This is a genomic window from Pseudophaeobacter sp. EL27, from assembly GCF_900313025.1.
Lineage (GTDB): Bacteria > Pseudomonadota > Alphaproteobacteria > Rhodobacterales > Rhodobacteraceae > Pseudophaeobacter.
This window is the reverse complement of record NZ_OMPQ01000012.1, coordinates 38,499-55,456: the sequence shown is the minus strand read 5'-3', so window position 1 is coordinate 55,456 and position 16,958 is coordinate 38,499. Positions and strand designations below refer to the sequence as shown.

Sequence of the window (16,958 nt, the reverse complement as noted above, 5' to 3'; positions counted from 1 at the left end):
TTTAGATCCGGTCTTTGACCAGATGCGTCAGTGTGGCCCCAGTTTCATAGTAAGCGCCGCGCAGCCCGGCAAAGGACAGGCTGTGGCCAGTACTTGCGGGTAAGGGCAGCAGGCTCTCATCGCCAGTAATCAGCGCTTCGGCGATCTGTTGGCCAAAAAGCGTTCCCGGCCCGATGCCGCGACCGGAATAGCCAAAACTGACATAGCCGCCGTCCAGTTTTTCGATCTTGGGAAGGTATTCCCGGGTCATGGCAATACGGCCAAACCACTGGCTTTCCAGTTGTGTCCCGGCAAGACTTGGGAAAACAGCGGCGAGTTTCCGCGTTAGCCAGTTTTGGTGAATGCCGCTGGCAAAATGATCCAATGCGCCCATGGCGCCAATCACCAATCTACCCTGCTGATCCATCCGCCAGGAGGACATGACCAGGGCAGAGTCCCAGCAGCCTTCCAGCCCGGGCAGGATGAGCGCCTGTTGGGCTGGCGTAAGCGGTGCAGTTGCGCCCTGAAAATAGTGAACCGGAACAATGGCGGGGGCCTCATAGCCTGTCATGGCACGGGCATAGCCATTGGTGGCCATCACCAGATGTTTGGCGCGGATGCTGCCTTTGGGCGTTGTGACATGCCAGCTGCCATTGCTGCGTTGAATGGCTGTGGCCGGGGTTTGGTCATAGAGTTGCGCCCCTGCAGTGAGTGCGGCACGGGCGAGGCCGCGCACAAATCCCAAGGGCTGGATGGTGCCCGCACGGGGATCAAACAGCGCGCCGTGGGCGGCGGCTGAGCCCACGCGGGCCTGCGCCTGGGCTGCATCTAGCAGCTGGACCGGGGCCCCTATGGCCTGCAGCTGATTGGCCCGGCGTTGCAAATCCTGCAGGCCGCTGGGGGCATGGGCGCAGTGCAGGGTGCCGTTGCGCACCGGCTCGCAGGCAATGCCGTGGCGCTCGATCAGCCCGTAAACCAGATCGGGTGCCTGTCCCAGCGCTTGCGACAGGCTATTGCCCGCTTCTGTGCCGAGACGGTCATTGATATCTTCTGGCGGCAACCAAAGCCCGGCATTGACCAGGCCGACATTGCGCCCCGATCCACCATGGCCAAAGACCTCTGCCTCGACCAAACAGACCGAAGCGCCTATCTCGGCCGCCTTCAACGCGGCAGAGCATCCGGTGTAACCGCCGCCAATTACCACCAGATCTACCGTGACCTCCCCGGTCAAAACCGAGGAGACAGGGTTTTCCTGGCAGGTTCGGTGCCAGAGGCTGGAGGTCAGATCAGATGTCAAATTTGATTCCCTGTGCAAGCGGCAACTCCCGCGAGTAGTTCACGGTGTTGGTCTGGCGACGCATATAGCCTTTCCAGGCATCAGAGCCGCTTTCCCGTCCACCGCCGGTTTCTTTTTCGCCGCCAAAAGCGCCGCCGATTTCGGCGCCTGAAGGGCCAATGTTAACATTGGCGATACCGCAATCAGAACCGGCTGCCGAGAGGAAATATTCAGTCTCGCGGACATCTGTGGAAAAGATGCAGGAGCTCAGCCCCTGGGGCACTTCGTTCTGCATCTCGATGGCCTGATCCAGATCCTCATATTTTACGACATAAAGGATCGGCGCAAAGGTCTCGGTATGCATGATCGCGCTTTGACCGGGCATTTCGACAATCGCCGGATGGGCATAGGCTGCGGCGGCGTGGCTGTCGACCAGTGCCTGACCGCCGCCATGAACCGTGCCGCCCTCGACCTTGGCCTGAACCAGAGCGCCCTCCATCGCGGTCAGGGCCTGATCGTCAATCAGGGGGCCTACAAGTGATCCATCCACCAGCGGGTCACCAATCGGCAGGCCTGCGTAGGCTTTGATCAGGCGCGGGATCAGGGCGTCATAGATGTCGGCATGTACGATCAGGCGGCGCAATGAGGTGCAGCGCTGGCCGGCGGTGCCAACGGCTGAAAAGACGATGGCCCGCAAGGCCATTTCCAGATCAGCCGAGGGGGCAACGATCATCGCATTATTGCCGCCAAGTTCCAGAATGGTGCGGCCCAGACGCTGTGACATGTCCTGTGCCACGGATTTGCCCATGGGAACTGATCCGGTGGCCGAAATGATCTCCACATCTTTGGATGCGGTGAGGGCCTCGCCCAGATCGCGTTCGCCAATGAGGGTCTGAATAAGGCCTTTTGGCGCGTCGGAGCCAAATTCTGCAGTGACCCGATCACAGATCTTTTGCACGGCAAGGGCAGTCAGCGGGGTTTTTTCCGAGGGCTTCCAGATCACCGGATCGCCACAGATCAATGCCAAAGCTGCGTTCCAGCACCAGGGGGCCACGGGGAAGTTGAAGGCGGTGATCACACCGCAGGTGCCCATGGGGTGCCAGGTTTCACGCATCGCGTGGCCGGGGCGTTCCGAGGCGATGGTCAGACCATAAAGCTGGCGTGACAGGCCAACGGCAAAATCGCAGATGTCGATCATCTCCTGCACTTCGCCCAGGCCTTCCTGGTAGATCTTGCCGCATTCCAGCGTCACCAGCCGCCCGAGGTTTTCCTTTTCCCGGCGCAGTTCCTCACCAAGCAGACGTACCAGCTCACCGCGGCGCGGTGCGGGAACGGAACGCCAGGATTTGAACGCTTCCTTGGCCTTTGAAATCTGGGCTTGGGCATCGGCTGTGGTATGCATGGCAATGCTGGCGATCTCGCTGCCATCAACCGGCGTTTTGACGCTGAGGCTGCCGCCAGTGAGCTCTTCATCGGTAAAGCCAGCTGCGGTGAGGATCTGGGAATGAGGCATGGGTTATCCTTTCAGGGGATCTATCAGGCCATGAGCATAGTGCGGGGTCTTGGCGCTGGTGATTCATGAGGTTTTCTTGTAAATCACACGAGAACGGTGAAAATGCACATGATACTAAATTCTAAAGCTATGAGGTAAGGTCATATGATAGCGCCGCGCCGCTTTTTACCCTCGATCTCGTCCTTGCTGGCACTGGAGGCCGTGGACCGCCTTGGCAGTGCCTCCGCGGCGGCAGAAGATCTCAATCTCACGCAAAGCGCTGTCAGCCGTCAGCTCAAACAGTTGGAACAGCAGATGGAGGTAGACCTGATTGCGCGGGATCAGATGCGCCTCCAGCTCACCCCCGGCGGGGCGAACTATGCCAAAGAGGCCCGCGCGATCCTGTCACGTCTGGCACAGGCCTCGATCAAGCTGCGGGCAAACCCGGATGGGGGCAGCCTGAACCTGTCAATCCTGGCCTCCTTTGGTCTGCATTGGCTGGCACCTCGGCTGAAGGATTTTGTTGGTCAGCACCCTGGTATCACCGTCAATTTGCAGACCCATAACCTGCCCTTCAGTTTTGAGGTGGGCACGGCGCAGGCGGCAATTCACTACGGTACCCGTGACTGGCCGGGGGTGGAATATCTGCCCCTGATGCCCAAACATGTACTGCCAGTCTGCGCGCCGGGGCTGGTTCCTGCGGAACTGTCCAGTCCCAAGGATCTGCTGGGCTTCCCGCTGTTGCATCTGGAAACACATCCCGACAGTTGGGAGCAGTGGTTTGGGCTGCATGACGTCGAGGTCGCGCGATTGCAGGGCATGTTGTTTGACCAATCCTCTGCCATGACCCAGGCGGCGGTGCATGGGCTGGGGATTGCCCTGCTGCCAACCTTTCTGGCCGAGAGCGAGATTGCGGCAGGTCGCTTGCAGCTTGCGATCAAGGGGCCGCCGGTAACGCTGGGGGAGTATTTCCTGGTCTGGCCACCAGAACTTGGCGATGATTACCCTCTTATTCAGTTTCGTAATTGGCTGCTGGTCCAGATCGCAGCAGAGGAGACCAGAGATGCGCCTGCCTAGCCTCACCCATCTACGCTGTTTTGACAGCGCCGCCCGCCATCAGAGCTTTACTGCGGCAGGCGAAGAAATTGGTCTTACCCAAAGTGCCGTCAGCAAAAAGGTCAAAGAGCTGGAGAGCGATCTTGGCTTTGCGCTGTTTCAGCGAGTGGGGCGCGGCGTGGTGCTGACCGCCGCTGGCGCGGGTCTGGCTGCGGATCTGGCACAGGATCTGGGCGCGCTGCGCACCACCGTGCAAAAGGCGGTGGCAGCCGGGGCCGGGCGCAGTGCCCTGCGCCTTGCGGTGTTGCCAACCTTTGCCAATCGTTGGCTGATCCCGCGATTGCCGGATTTCTTTGCCCGCCATCCCGAAATTGAACTGAGCCTGTCGACCCGGTTGGAACCCTTTGATTTTGCCCGCGACCCCTTTGACTTGGCGATCCACTATGGGCGCGACAACTGGCCAGGGGCCCGCATGGTGGAGCTGTTTGGCGAACAGATGGTGCCAATTGCGGCGCCTGAGCTGTTTGCCAAATGTGGATTGGGCAATAGTGCGACATTGACGGATGTGCCTTTGGTACATCTGGAAAGCCGCAGTGATGCCTGGGCGGATTGGTTTCTGGAGGCTGGGATTGCCGGGCAGCCGCGTCAGGATGGGCGCTACTTTGACCAGTATTCCATGGTAATCGGCGCCGCCACTGCGGGGCTTGGGGCGGCGATCGTGCCCTTTGACATGGTCTCGGATGAGCTGGACAGCGGGGCTTTGCTGCAGCTGTCGGGGCCGGTGTTGCGTTCAAGCAAGCGGTATTATCTGGTGCGCCCCCACGGATCGGCCCCGGATGCGGTGCAGAAATTCGAGATCTGGATCACCCGGCAGCTGCGGCAGAGAACCGGGTAGTTAGTCTGGCTCTCAAGCGAGCCGATCCATTCGGTTCTGGAATGAGTTAGGTCCGCGTTGGGGAGTATTCTGTGCGCAAGAGGGCCTTAGGTTTTGAGGTTGAGCGTCTGGGCGTTGGGTCTGGGCGCCAGTGCTCTCAGCTATAGGACCATTCCGATGTCAGAGTTTCGCAAGGCCAGCCGCATTGATGCCATCGAGGTGTCAGAGATTCTGCAAATCGGGGCGCGGGCCGCAGAGCTAAAGCAACAGGGTCGACCGGTGATTGTACTGGGCGCAGGGGAGCCGGATTTTGACACACCGGATGCGATCAAACAGGCCGCGGTTGACGCGATCTGGGCGGGAGAGACCAAGTATACTGCTCTGGGCGGCACCCAGGCGCTGAAACAGGCGATCAGCGCCAAGTTCGCCCGTGATCATGGGCTGGACTACAGCCTGGATGAAATCATTGTCTCCACCGGCGCCAAACAGGTGCTCTACAATGCTTTCATGGCCAGTCTGGAACCGGGGGATGAGGTAATCGTGCCCGCTCCTTACTGGACCTCCTATGTGGATATTATTGCCCTCGCGGGTGGCAAGCCTGTGTTGGTGCCCTGCGGTGCCGAGACGGGGTTTCGAATGACGCCAGAGCAGTTGCAAGACGCAATGACACCCCGCACCCGTTGGGTATTGTTCAACTCACCTTCTAACCCCTCGGGAGCGGCCTATTCGGCGCAGGACTATGCGCCCTTGTTGGAGGTGCTGTTGCAGCACCCGGATGTCTGGATCATGGCGGATGACATGTACGAGCACATCATCTACGAGGGGTTTGATTTTGCCACCCCCGCAGCGGTTGAGCCGCGGTTGAAACCCCGCTGTCTGACCATCAACGGGGTGTCCAAAGCCTATGCGATGACCGGGTGGCGCATTGGCTATGCCGGCGGGCCTGCCGAACTGATTGCTGCCATGGCGGTGATCCAGGGGCAATCGACCTCCTGCGCCCCTTCTGTTTCCCAGGCGGCGGCCGTGGCGGCGTTGAACGGATCAGAAGATGTCTTGGTTGAGCGACGTGCCAGTTTTCAGGCTCGCCGGGATCTGGTGGTTGATGGGTTGAATGCCATTGATGGCATCAGCTGTCCGCGCCCCGAAGGTGCCTTTTACACCTTTGCCAGTTGCGCTGATGTGTTAGGGCGGCAGACCCCAGCGGGTGAGACCCTGAAAACAGATGCGGATTTCTGCAGCTATGTGCTGGAACAGCATGATGTGGCCATGGTGCCGGGCCGCGCCTTTGGGCTCACGCCTTACTTTCGCATTTCATACGCGACCAGTATGGCAGAGCTGCGCGAGGCCCTGGCGCGATTGGCGCGGGCGGTGGATCAGCTGCACTAAGGCCCTGACCGGGTTACAGCTGCTTTTGCATCAGGATCAGGTCCAGCCATTTGCCCCATTTGCGCCCGACCTGAGGCATCAGGCCAGTTTGAGTGAATCCGATAGCGCTGTGAAAGCCGACGGCTTTGGGGTTGGCGCTGCTGATGCCGGCGACAAGGACATGCACCTCCCTGGCGCGGGCGGCCTCTTCCAGGCGCGCCATCAGCGCCCGCCCCAACCCGTGCCCCTGCGCCTCGAGCAAAAGTTGGATGGAATGTTCCTGAGTGTGTCGGTACCCGGGACCAGAGCGAAAATCGCCATAGGTGGCAAAGCCCAGAATCCGCCCGTCGAGCTCTGCCAGCAAAAAGGGTCTCGGATCTTTCAGCAGCCGCGCGGCGATCTCTTCGGACCGGCGTTCTGTCGAGGTGAAAGTAAACAACGTGTCCCGGATCATAACATTGGCGATTTTAGCTATGCAGGTACTGTCTTGCGGCAGGGCCTGGCGAATTTCTACTGGCATTGGCAGGCTCTCCATATGGGTGGCACAAGATTGTGGGAAAAGGACCATGCACGCAGGAAAACCGCAAGGGCGAGGTTTGAGGGAACTGTCACCGTTGCAATGGGTTTTGCGCAAAAGCGATTGAACTTGCCCCGGTCGCGCTTCAAAGATGGGGCGATACAGCCAGGGAGCCTTTGAGATGCAGCGCAATGATATGAAACCGGCGACAATTGCTGCCCAGGCAGCCGGGGCAATCGATGAGGCCAGCGGTGGCGTGGTGCCCCCATTGCAGCCCTCGACAACCTTTGTGCGCGACCGCGATTATCAGCTGGTCAATCAGGATAACGTCTATCTGCGCTCCCATAACGAGGCGGTTCGTCTGGGTGAAGAGATCCTGTCGCGGCTTGAAGGCGCTGAGGATACCCAGCTGTTTCCATCCGGCATGGCGGCTATCGCAGCAGTGTTTCGCACCGTGCCCAATGGCGGTGCGGTGATTGTGCAATCGGGTATCTACTGGGGGACAACCAAATGGATCCGCGATTTCTGCACCCGCCGCGACATCACCCTGCACGAGGTTGAGGCCAGCGACACAGCTGCTTTGGAGGCGGTCTGCACGGCGCATAATGCACAGCTTTTGTTTGTTGAGACTCCCTCAAACCCCTGGTTGAAATCCGTTGATATCAAAGCCGCAAAATCCTGTGCGGACCGGGCGGGCGCCAGTCTGGTGGTGGACAGCACTGCAGCAACACCGCTGTTGACCCGACCGTTGGAGATGGGGGCGGATATCGTCATGCATTCCGCCACCAAGGTGATCAATGGCCACTCGGACGTGTTGGGTGGGGTGCTGAGCACCCGCGCGCGTAGCCCGCTCTGGGAGGCGATCTGCATGGACCGCAGCGAGGCCGGCGCGGTGATGGGGCCTTTTGAGGCCTGGCTACTGGTGCGCAGCATGCGCACGCTGCCGCTGCGAGTAGAGAAGATGTGTGCCAATGCCATGGCGGTGGCCGAATTCCTGAGCCAACATCCGGAGGTTGAAGATGTGCTTTACCCTGGATTGCCCAGCCATGAAGGCCATGCACTGGCCAACCGTCAAATGACAGGTGGCTACGGTTTCCTGATGTCCTTTCTGGTGAAAGGCGGGCGCGAGGCGGCGCTGGCAGTGGCAGGACGTCTGAACCTGTTTCACCGTGCCACGTCGCTGGGGGGGGTCGAAAGCCTGGTTGAGCATCGCCACACTATCGAACCCCATACCGGCATCCCCGAAAGCCTGTTGCGGATCTCAGTTGGGATCGAGGATGTGGATGATCTGATCTCAGATCTCAATCAGGCCCTGATGGGGTAGAATTTCCGACAAGCCCAAGCGCCGCTGGTCTCGCTCCTTTTTTGAGAGGGCGCGCTGCCTTTGTTCAATCCAATGGATCCGTTCATTTGCGTCATGCTCACGTCCCTCTGACGGCCCTGTCACGACTGGGGACAGAATTTCATGTGCTGTGGAATACACGGCTCAAAGGCAGTGTTGGGCCGTTTCCACTGATGGCGAATAGGGGCAACTACGACTGACCGAACGCGGCACTTTTGCGCCACTATGTCAGGATTGGCCCAGGGTACAGAGCTGTTTTTAGCAGGCCCGGACTCCCATCTTGATGATTTGGCTGCCTTTGATTTTGTAGATTCTGTTGATCCGCTTGCGGCCAGTCTGCATGTACCAGTCATTTAGCTCTTGTGGGTAATTGGCGGCAATGACGCGCGAATAAAAATCAAACTTCTCTGGGGACAGGCGGCGCCCACTTTGGGACGGGCCATGAAACCCGAAGGTCGTATTGGGAGAAACGCAGGCATTGGGCAGGCCCAGCAGCATCGTGCAGGTCGAATAGCAGACGCGGCCGCGGATTTCGACCTGCCGCCCGGATGAGCGCAGATTGCGCAACTCAATAAGACGGTCGCGGACAAATCCGCCTCGGTCATTTCCCACCACATAGGGAGTCTGCCCGGCGGCAGAGGCTGTATCCGTGGTGGCAAGCAGCGCCATGGTGACGGCGGCGGTTGTGGCCAGGGCTTTGGTCAGGGCACCAAAACCTAGCTTGAGACGGCCTGCGGTTCCGGCTTGTGCCTTCAGGACCACGTGCTTTGCTAGATTGCTCATAACTTACTCCTCGCAGAAAGATCTGTGTTGGAGGTCAGGGCTAGAGGCGTGGAATGTGCAGCTTGGGAACAAGATGTGGCGAAAAGCTGACTCTTGTTTTCAAATTGATAAGGATTATTGACGAAGTGTTACCACCTTGGTCGACCATCAAGTGTCTGTTCGGAATTATTAATAAGTGCCAACTGGTTAACAGTTTGCTCAGACAGATAGGGGCTGGGGTGTGGTTCGAGTTCGTGGTAATTTGAAGCAAATTTGAGCCATGAAAACGGGGTGATTTTCCCCTTTTCCCGGCTGGTGGTGCTCTGTGAGAGATGGGTTAATGATGCCGGGGTCGAAATTGGGATAGATGCTTTCAATATTACATAATCAACATTATGCACTATATCACTCACACAATTTTAAGCGCTTCCAAAACGACCGAAATGGCCTCAACAGTTCGGTCGTCCAACTTCCCCACAAGGCTTCTCAGCCCTTCAATATCTGAGGTCTCCGGGCTGCTAAGCCTTGCTACCGTCAGCGCCCTTGGTGACATTCCTGTTTTGCGCAGCCAGTGACATTTCTATTTGGTGTTTACAGGGTTTCCCTAGAGGTGCGCGGGTGCTCCTGGGGCTTTGGGTTTCTGAAAACAATCACGAATCCGCTAGCTGGCGAGGAAAATACTTCCGATCTGTGGAAAGATTGATGCCAGCCTCCTGCTGTTCCGGCTAAAATTGGGAGCAGAATGGGGATCTTTCATGGATGAATTTCACAAGCGCCTGACGGCGATGCGGCAACAGTTTCATCAAGAGCCTGAGCTTGGCTTTGAAGAACATCGTACCAAGGCGCGCGTGGCTGAGAGGTTGCGGCAGCTTGGTCTCGAAGTTCATGAGGGGGTTGGCGTCATTGGCGTGTTGAGATCAGGTGGCGGCAACCGGGTCATTGGGTTGCGTGCAGATATGGACGCCCTGCCAATTCACGAGATTGGCGATCAAGACTATGTTTCACAGACCGCCGGGGTGATGCATGCCTGTGGCCATGACGGGCATATGACCATGCTGCTGGGCGCGGCGGAAACACTGGCGCAAAGCCGCAATTTTGATGGCACTGTGGTCTTTATTTTCCAGCCAAATGAGGAGCACGGTCTGGGGGCGCAGGCGATGATTGCCGAGGGTCTGCTGGAGCGCTTTGAGCTTGAGGAAGTCTATGCAATCCACAATCTGCCGGGTGCGCCGGTGGGGCAGGTTTCGACTCGCGAGGGGCAGATCTGTGCAAGCGAAAGCCTGTTCGAGATTACTCTGAACGGCCAGGGCGGACATGCCTCGATGCCCCATGTCGGGGTGGATACCATCACCGTCGGCGCCGAAATGGTTCTCGCCTTGCAAACAATTGTTTCCCGCAAATTGGCCCCCTCCTCCGGGGCGGTGGTATCGGTCACTGAATTCATCACCGATGGCCAGCGCAATGTGCTGCCCGGTATGACGCGGCTCAAAGGAGATGTGCGTGCGCGCCAGCCTGAAGACCGCCTGGCGGTGGAACGCTTTATGCGGCAGATCACCAGTGGTATCGCCGCAACGCATGGCATCACGGCCGAGATGAGCTTCGACACCGAATTCATCGAGACCCTGAATGCCAAAACCCCAACCGAGGCTGTTGGGCGGGTGTCGCGGGCGCTGAAACTGGAAACCATCGCCGATCGCCCTCCGATGAGCTTCTCTGAGGATTTTGCTCATTTCTGCGCGGCTGTTCCCGGCTGCTTCCTGCTCTTGGGCAATGGAGAGAGCGGCGCCAATGGTCAGCCACTTCACTCCGCCGATTATGATTTCAACGATGCGCTTTTACCGATTGGTGCTGCCCTTTGGGCAGATCTGGTCCGTGATCGTCTCCCTAGCCGAAAGACTAACGATGTTTGATATTCTTCCTACCGCAAAGCTTGGCCATGTCGCTGCTAACAAACGTTCCGGTGACGCTGTCGAACGGGTGCTGTCGCGCCAGGATTTTGCCACCTCCCGCGCGGAAATCACCCAGTGGGAAGGCTATGCGCCTACGCCCCTGGTCTCGCTGACGGCTTTGGCGGCCAAGATCGGCGTTGGAGAGGTTCTGTATAAGGACGAAGGCCCCCGTTTTGGACTAGGCAGTTTCAAGGCGCTTGGTGGGTCTTATGCGGCACTACGGGTGCTGCGGCGGCAAATCTCGGCCCAGCTGGGGCAAGAGGTCTCGTTGGAAGACATCCGAACCGGCAAGTATAAGGCCGAAGCCGCCCAGATTACGCTGGTCTCTGCCACCGATGGCAACCATGGTCGCTCTCTGGCCTGGGGATGTCAGCGTTTTGGCGCCCCCTGTCGGATCTATATCCACGCTGAGGTTAGCGAAGGACGCGCGGAAGCCATGCGCGATCTGGGGGCCGAAGTGATCCGTATCACTGGCGATTATGATGAATCCGTCGTTCTGGCCAAACAGGAAGCGGCAGAGAACGGCTGGTTTGTGGTCTCTGACACCTCTTGGGAGGGATATTCCGAGCCTCCACGCGATGTGATGGCGGGTTACGGCGTGATGACACAGGAGATCTGCGAAGGCCTGGAGCAGGCCCCGACCCATGTGTTTCTGCAAGGCGGTGTTGGCGGCTTGGCAGCAGGCGTAGTTGCCGGTCTGCGCCAGCACTGGGGCGCGCAGGGCCCGAGGGTGGTGATTGTTGAACCTGAATTGGCGGCCTGCCTGTTTGAAAGCGGTCGCGCCGGTGAAGCCACGACCTTTGCCATCCAAACCGAAACCCTGATGGCGGGTCTGTCCTGCGGTGAACCCTCGGGAATGGCCTGGGAAATCCTGGCTGAGGAGGTCTCGGACTTTCTGACCATCCCGGAAACTCTGGTGGCCCCTGCTGTGCGTCTTCTGGCCCGCCCCCTGCCCGGGGATGAGGCGATTGAAGCAGGCGAAAGCGCCATTGCCGGCTTGGCCGCTTTGATCGCTGCGCGTCAGGACGCTGAGCTGTCGCAAAACCTGGGGCTGGATGAAGGCTCCCGCGTTTTGCTGATCGGTTCCGAAGGGGTTACGGATCCAGCTATTTTTGCCCAGATCATGGGGGAAACCGATGCAGCGTAAGGCCTTAACGCGCGGTTTTGAACAGGCGGAGTTTCAGGCCCGCACCGAAAAAGCGCAGGCGCTTATGGCGGCGCAGGGGCTGGAAGGTCTGCTGCTGCTGACCGAGCCGGAGGTGCGATATTTCAGCGGCTTTAACACTCTGTTCTGGCAAAGTCCGACTCGGCCCTGGTTCTTGTTTATCCCGGCTGCAGGCAAACCAATCGCGGTGATCCCAGAAATCGGTGCCGCATTGATGCGTCAAACCTGGATCGAGGATATTCGCAGCTGGAGCGCCCCTGCCCCGCAGGATGATGGCATTAGCCTGCTCAGCGAGCTTCTGGCGCCATTGGCACAGCGTGGTGCGCGCTTGGGTATCCTTAAGGGACATGAAACGTCGCTGCGGATGCCTTTGGGGGACTGGGAGCGTCTGGTTCAGGCTCTGCCGGGGCTGCAGCTGACGGATGCAACTGGGTTGGTTCAGGGGCTACGGATGGTGAAGTCCCAGGCAGAAATCGAAAAACTGACCCATATCTGCGGGATCGGCTCGGCGACTTTTGACCAGGTCCCAAAACAGATTTCCGAAGGCATGCCACTGGAAGAAGTGTTTCGGGCCTTTCGTCGCGAGGCTCTGGCGCAGGGCGCGGATGATGTGCCCTATCTGGTCGGCAGCGCCGGACCCGGAGGTTATGTCGATGTGATCTCGCCGCCTTCCCGTCGCCCGTTGCAGATGGGGGATGTGTTGATGCTGGACACTGGTGCCACATGGGACGGCTATTTCTGTGATTTTGATCGCAACTTTGCCATCGGAGCAGCAGATGATGCGGCCCGTCGTGCCTATGATGTGTTGTGGCGCGCCACAGAGGCAGGGCTTGCTGCAGCAAAACCGGGCAATACCTGCCGGGATCTGTTTCAGGCCATTCAGTCCGTAATTGCAGAGCTTGACGACCAAGGCGGCGACATCGGTCGGTTGGGTCACGGGCTGGGCATGCAGCTGACCGAACAGCCCTCCCATGCGGCCTTTGACACCACGGTGCTGCAAGAGGGCATGGTTCTGACCCTTGAGCCATCCCTGGGCTATGGGGAGAGCTTGATCATGGTGCATGAGGAGAACATCGTTATCCGTGCACAGGGGGCCGAACTTCTGACCAGGCGGGCTGCGCCGGAACTTCCGGTGATTTAGCAAGTTTCAGTGAGATAGCGCGCAGAATATGGTTGTTCTTTGACCTTGTTCTGCGCTTTATCGGCCCATGGACGATAAAGACCTCGAAATACTGAAACTGATGCAGGGCAATGCCCGCTTGACCGCTGATGCGCTGAGCGCCGAAGTGGGGCTGTCGCCGCCTGCAGTGCAAAAACGCGTGAAGCGTCTGCGCGATTCAGGCGTTATTCAAAGCGAAATCGCCGTGCTGTCCCCGGCCAAACTGGGCCGCGAGATGACCGCGATCGTCGAGGTGGTGCTGGAGCGTGAAAGCCGTATGCATCTGGATGCGTTTAAACAGCGTATGCGGGCAGCACCTGAGGTGCAGCAATGTTACTATGCCACTGGTGCAGCAGATTTCATCCTTATCGTCGTCACCAGAGACGTCAAAGAATATGAAGCGTTTACGCAAGAGTACTTCTTTGATGAATCCAATGTCAGCCGGTTCAATACCTCGGTGGTGATGGACCGGGTCAAGGTGTCACTGGATATTCTCTAGGCAAGTCGGGTATTTCAGGTTTTGCCCTGCAACGCGGCATGTAGCATCTGCGACAGCCGGGCCTTGTTCATCGGTTTCTGCAGGAAGATATGACCATGGCCAGTGAGTGCGTTCAGCGTTGCCTCTTCCTGGGTGTAACCTGACATCAAAACCGCTTTGATCTGCGGATAATGACCTCTAAGTCGCTCGACAAATTCCACGCCGCTTTCGCCACCGGGCAAAACAACATCCGCCAGGATCAATGCGGGAAGTGGCCCCTGCGAAATAACATGCATTGCAGTCGCCGCATCGCTTGACTGTGTGACCCGGTAGTTCAGCGATTCCAGAATACCGCGCAGGGTGCTTTGAACAGCTCGGTCATCCTCCAATAGGTGAATGCTCTCGCCATTGCCGCAGATTGATGCTGCATGCATTGGCTCAGTGCTTGCTTTTGGTTGCAGAACTGATCTGGGCAGGAAAAGACAGGCGCTGGTGCCAACACCAGGTTGGCTGTACAGGGCCGCCCCGCCGCCGGACTGTCGCGCAAACCCAAACACCATGGAAAGCCCTAGCCCGCTGCCCTGCCCGATTTTACGGGTGGTGAAAAAGGGCTCGCAGGCGCGGTTGAGCGTAGCTGGTGTCATTCCTTCACCACTATCGCGGATCTGGATTTTGACGTATTCACCTGGCTTTAAATTGTGCCCCGCCCCTGGCAGGAGCTGTGCCTCGGTAACCTGGTGGTTTTGGCAGGAGATATCAAGCTTTCCGCCCAGTGGCATGGCATCGCGGGCGTTACAGGCGAGGTGCAGAACTGCGCTTTCCACCTGTGTTGCATCGGCGTGAATGGACCACAATCCACCGGCAATGCTGGTTTCAACCTCAATAGTTTCTCCGAGGTTGTGCAGCAGGGTTTTGCTCATGCTGGTGACCAATCGGGACAGATCCACTGGCCCGGGGCGGAGGGTCTGTTTGCGGGAATAAGCAAGCAGATGACGGGTCAGATCAGCACCGCGCAGGGCGGCGTTTTTGATGGCTGCTACCAGCTCGGAGTTGGCAGTGTCAGAAATGTCCAGCAGCTCTGCATTACCCAGGATAACCGTGAGCAGGTTGTTGAAATCATGTGCGATTCCTGCAGAGATTTGCCCAATGGCATCGGCGCGATGGGCGGCCAATAGTGAAGCTTCGAGCTCTTTTCTCTCTGTGATATCTGTCAAGATCCCTACCGAGCGGGTGGCCCTGCCGTCCGCGCCAACAATTGCTTTGCCCTGAGCGTGGAACCAGCGATAGTCGCCAGATCCGGTTTTGAGCCTATGTTCATGGCTAAAGGGGACCTCCGGTTCTTTTAGATGACGGGTCACTTCTGCCTGGAAAGAGGCAGCATCTTCAGAGTGCAGGATTTTAGAGACTGTGCTGTCGGTGCTGTTATCCAGAAAGTTGTCGGTTTCAAAGTCAGGCGGAAGCTCGAGCGCCTCAAGAAAACTGGGCGAAAGATAAAGATGGCTTTGCACCAGGTCCCAATCCCAGACCGCCGCGCATTGTGTGGCCAGGGCATAGCGTTCCTCGCTGGCATCGAGCCGTCGTGTGCGGTCCTCGACTTTGCGTTCAAGCTGTGCGTTCAGAGCCTGCATCTGTAGCCGCAGGGCGTTTTGCTTGGTCACGTCTTCTTCGCTGACAATCGTTGCAAAGGCGCCGGTAATGGGGTCGCGCCCGCGTCGCGCCTGTATCCGGTGCACACGGGAACCATCTTGTGTCCAGACCAGCTGCTCCAGGTCCAGGCTTTTGCCGCTCTTTGCAGTTTCCAGCAGCTGCACGGCGACATCCGGGTCCTTCAGGCGGCTTGCCATTTCATTGCCGTTTATGCCGGGTCTCGGGGGGCCATAGCAGGCCAGCGCTGCTGGATTTTGCGCCAGCAATTGCCCCTCGGCGGAAAAGGTGCTGACCATCAAAGTTGAGGCGCGAGTTGCCTCAAGAATCCGCAGGGAGTCCGCATCCACCGTGCTGTCAACAAATTGCTTAACTTCGATCAGAACGGCATTTTCACCCTGATTGATGGTGATAGGAAGAAAGGACAAAATGACGTTTTTGGGTTCGTCATTGGGATAGAGCGTCCAAGTGTCCTGGATGCCTTTTTGCCCGGGGCCATTGCGCACAACCTGGTGCAATCGTGTGCGAACTATATCGCTGTCAGTAGAAAAATCCCGGCACAGCAGGTTTTCTAGGCTAGAGGCTTCCCAAAACATAATGCCAGCGGCATTTGCCCACCACATCCTATGATTGTCGACGTCAAAGACCCAGATTGGTGTGGCCAATTGCTCAAAATGCCCCAGGCTATCGCGGGTGGCAAAATGCGAGGCAGGGTGACGACTAGTCATACTGAATAAGGAACCATAACTAAAAACTGAAGCAGTTGTACACGCCTCCCCAAGGCAACCCAAGCAGTTTTGCCACTTCAGGTGGGTTTCCCAGTCGAGGAGCATTGGCTTGGCAGTGACACTTTAGCCTGCGCAGGGCGACAACGGTTAGTTGGTATTGAGGGATTTCAAATTTAGGAAAACTATATCTGAAGGCTACGGGAAGTGGTATGCAGGCTCAGGAAAGGAAAGCCTGTGAAACCTGATCTTCCCCCGCTACGCGCCCTGCATGTATTTGAGGTCTTTGGCCGGTGTGGTTCGGTTTCTGCTACAGCGCAGGAGCTTGGGGTTACGGCTGGGGCTGTCAGTCAGCAGATGAAAATCCTGGAAAACCATCTTGGCCAACCGCTTTATTCAAAAGAAGGTGGCCGTCCGGCCCTATTGCCGGAGGCAAAGACCTATCACCAGTTTATCACAGCTGGATTTGACCAGTTGCACCGCGCGCAAGAAGTTTATGCACAGTATCAAAGCCGTGCAGACATCAAAATTTCAGGCCTGCCAACGCTGCTTTTAAAATGGCTCAATCCGAGGATTCACCGGTTCCAGGCCAAGGTGGACGGCGCTGCAATTCACCTTGAGGCCACGCACTCCGAGCCTGAGCCGCACCAGTACGGGACGCAGTTTCGCCTGACATATGGCGCAGCAGCGGAGGCTTTCCCTCATAAACAGGCTCTGTTTTTGGACCATTGTTTTCCGGTCTGCTCGCCAGAATTTTTGCGACAATACCCTGAAGCGCGGAACCCTGACCAGCTGCGGGAGTTGCCCTGGATCGATATTGATTGGGGGCCGACTTATTCGTCGGTTCCAAGACTGGCTGATTGGTTGGCTCATCAGGGTGTTGCGGTGTCTGATCGTCCGCCCCAATCGGTCCACTCACTCTCCAGCCTGGCGTTGGAGGCTGCCGCCGGTGGCCAGGGGGTCGCGCTGGCGCAGGCGTCTTTTGCAGAATTTGATCTGGAGCTCGGCCGCCTGGTTCGGTTGTCTCAAAACACCTTACCGATGCCTGCGCCCTATTATGTCTGCTGGGGGTCTGCGGTCTTACAGGATCCAAAGGCGCAGGCCTTTCTCAAGTGGGTACTCGCAGGCGCTTAGATTGGTTTTGATTTAGAAGAACTAAAAGAAAGTAAAGAAAT

At 57.9% G+C, this 16,958-nt stretch carries 14 protein-coding genes; 9 read left to right on the top strand and 5 right to left on the bottom strand.

Annotation, left to right across the window (positions count from 1 at the left end; genetic code table 11):
* Position 1 precedes the first annotated feature (1 nt).
* Positions 2-1,276 carry an FAD-binding oxidoreductase gene (locus tag ED661_RS14925; RefSeq protein WP_122074726.1) on the bottom strand — a complete coding sequence of 425 codons (1,275 nt, stop codon included), beginning with the start codon at positions 1,274-1,276 and terminating at the stop codon, positions 2-4.
* Positions 1,266-2,768 (bottom strand): aldehyde dehydrogenase family protein, encoded by a 1,503-nt coding sequence (locus tag ED661_RS14920; protein ID WP_122074725.1) that lies wholly within the window; start codon positions 2,766-2,768, stop codon positions 1,266-1,268. The genes ED661_RS14925 and ED661_RS14920 overlap by 11 nt, the downstream gene beginning before the upstream one ends.
* A gap of 144 nt (positions 2,769-2,912) precedes the next feature.
* Here ED661_RS14920 and ED661_RS14915 point away from each other — a divergent pair, with 144 nt between their 5' ends.
* From ED661_RS14915 to ED661_RS14905, 3 genes are all read left to right on the top strand, one after another.
* Complete coding sequence (locus tag ED661_RS14915; RefSeq protein ID WP_122074724.1) at positions 2,913-3,824, top strand: LysR substrate-binding domain-containing protein; 912 nt, start codon at positions 2,913-2,915, stop codon at positions 3,822-3,824.
* Entirely contained in the window at positions 3,811-4,698 is an 888-nt protein-coding gene (locus ED661_RS14910) for a LysR substrate-binding domain-containing protein (RefSeq protein WP_122074723.1), read from the top strand. The genes ED661_RS14915 and ED661_RS14910 overlap by 14 nt, the downstream gene beginning before the upstream one ends.
* A 156-nt stretch (positions 4,699-4,854) precedes the next feature.
* Positions 4,855-6,063, top strand: coding sequence for a pyridoxal phosphate-dependent aminotransferase (locus tag ED661_RS14905; protein ID WP_122074722.1), 1,209 nt, complete (start codon positions 4,855-4,857; stop codon positions 6,061-6,063).
* A 13-nt stretch (positions 6,064-6,076) separates the two neighbouring features.
* Here ED661_RS14905 and ED661_RS14900 read toward each other — a convergent pair whose 3' ends face one another.
* Positions 6,077-6,562, bottom strand: coding sequence for a GNAT family N-acetyltransferase (locus ED661_RS14900; protein WP_122074721.1), 486 nt, complete (start codon positions 6,560-6,562; stop codon positions 6,077-6,079).
* A gap of 178 nt (positions 6,563-6,740) precedes the next feature.
* Here ED661_RS14900 and ED661_RS14895 point away from each other — a divergent pair, with 178 nt between their 5' ends.
* A complete protein-coding gene (locus tag ED661_RS14895; protein WP_122074766.1) occupies positions 6,741-7,883 on the top strand; it encodes a PLP-dependent aspartate aminotransferase family protein in 1,143 nt (380 codons plus the stop codon).
* 276 nt (positions 7,884-8,159) lie between these two features.
* Here ED661_RS14895 and ED661_RS14890 read toward each other — a convergent pair whose 3' ends face one another.
* Complete coding sequence (locus ED661_RS14890) at positions 8,160-8,684, bottom strand: hypothetical protein (RefSeq protein WP_122074720.1); 525 nt, start codon at positions 8,682-8,684, stop codon at positions 8,160-8,162.
* A gap of 734 nt (positions 8,685-9,418) precedes the next feature.
* Here ED661_RS14890 and ED661_RS14885 point away from each other — a divergent pair.
* From ED661_RS14885 to ED661_RS14870, 4 genes are all read left to right on the top strand, one after another.
* Entirely contained in the window at positions 9,419-10,573 is a 1,155-nt protein-coding gene (locus tag ED661_RS14885) for an amidohydrolase (RefSeq protein WP_122074719.1), read from the top strand.
* Complete coding sequence (locus ED661_RS14880) at positions 10,491-11,759, top strand: diaminopropionate ammonia-lyase (protein WP_254054853.1); 1,269 nt, start codon at positions 10,491-10,493, stop codon at positions 11,757-11,759. The genes ED661_RS14885 and ED661_RS14880 overlap by 83 nt, the downstream gene beginning before the upstream one ends.
* Complete coding sequence (locus tag ED661_RS14875; protein ID WP_122074717.1) at positions 11,749-12,918, top strand: Xaa-Pro peptidase family protein; 1,170 nt, start codon at positions 11,749-11,751, stop codon at positions 12,916-12,918. The genes ED661_RS14880 and ED661_RS14875 overlap by 11 nt, the downstream gene beginning before the upstream one ends.
* A gap of 67 nt (positions 12,919-12,985) precedes the next feature.
* Positions 12,986-13,435 carry an Lrp/AsnC family transcriptional regulator gene (locus ED661_RS14870; RefSeq protein WP_122074716.1) on the top strand — a complete coding sequence of 150 codons (450 nt, stop codon included), beginning with the start codon at positions 12,986-12,988 and terminating at the stop codon, positions 13,433-13,435.
* A gap of 14 nt (positions 13,436-13,449) precedes the next feature.
* Here ED661_RS14870 and ED661_RS14865 read toward each other — a convergent pair whose 3' ends face one another.
* A complete protein-coding gene (locus ED661_RS14865; RefSeq protein ID WP_122074715.1) occupies positions 13,450-15,786 on the bottom strand; it encodes a hybrid sensor histidine kinase/response regulator in 2,337 nt (778 codons plus the stop codon).
* Positions 15,787-16,020: 234 nt separating this feature from the next.
* Here ED661_RS14865 and ED661_RS14860 point away from each other — a divergent pair, with 234 nt between their 5' ends.
* Positions 16,021-16,917: a LysR substrate-binding domain-containing protein gene (locus ED661_RS14860; protein WP_162930142.1), complete on the top strand. Its 897-nt coding sequence runs from the start codon at positions 16,021-16,023 to the stop codon at positions 16,915-16,917.
* Positions 16,918-16,958: the final 41 nt, after the last annotated feature.

What these genes read in the sequence shown, in the direction of transcription:
- ED661_RS14900 (WP_122074721.1), bottom strand. Translation starts at nt 6,562, where the DNA reads ATGCCAGTAGAAATTCGCCAGGCCCTGCCGCAAGACAGTACCTGCATA.
- ED661_RS14875 (WP_122074717.1), top strand. Translation starts at nt 11,749, where the DNA reads ATGCAGCGTAAGGCCTTAACGCGCGGTTTTGAACAGGCGGAGTTTCAG.
- ED661_RS14890 (WP_122074720.1), bottom strand. Translation starts at nt 8,684, where the DNA reads ATGAGCAATCTAGCAAAGCACGTGGTCCTGAAGGCACAAGCCGGAACC.
- ED661_RS14895 (WP_122074766.1), top strand. Translation starts at nt 6,741, where the DNA reads ATGCAGCGCAATGATATGAAACCGGCGACAATTGCTGCCCAGGCAGCC.
- ED661_RS14920 (WP_122074725.1), bottom strand. Translation starts at nt 2,768, where the DNA reads ATGCCTCATTCCCAGATCCTCACCGCAGCTGGCTTTACCGATGAAGAG.
- ED661_RS14885 (WP_122074719.1), top strand. Translation starts at nt 9,419, where the DNA reads ATGGATGAATTTCACAAGCGCCTGACGGCGATGCGGCAACAGTTTCAT.
- ED661_RS14905 (WP_122074722.1), top strand. Translation starts at nt 4,855, where the DNA reads ATGTCAGAGTTTCGCAAGGCCAGCCGCATTGATGCCATCGAGGTGTCA.
- ED661_RS14865 (WP_122074715.1), bottom strand. Translation starts at nt 15,786, where the DNA reads ATGACTAGTCGTCACCCTGCCTCGCATTTTGCCACCCGCGATAGCCTG.
- ED661_RS14910 (WP_122074723.1), top strand. Translation starts at nt 3,811, where the DNA reads ATGCGCCTGCCTAGCCTCACCCATCTACGCTGTTTTGACAGCGCCGCC.
- ED661_RS14915 (WP_122074724.1), top strand. Translation starts at nt 2,913, where the DNA reads ATGATAGCGCCGCGCCGCTTTTTACCCTCGATCTCGTCCTTGCTGGCA.
- ED661_RS14880 (WP_254054853.1), top strand. Translation starts at nt 10,491, where the DNA reads ATGCGCTTTTACCGATTGGTGCTGCCCTTTGGGCAGATCTGGTCCGTG.
- ED661_RS14870 (WP_122074716.1), top strand. Translation starts at nt 12,986, where the DNA reads ATGGACGATAAAGACCTCGAAATACTGAAACTGATGCAGGGCAATGCC.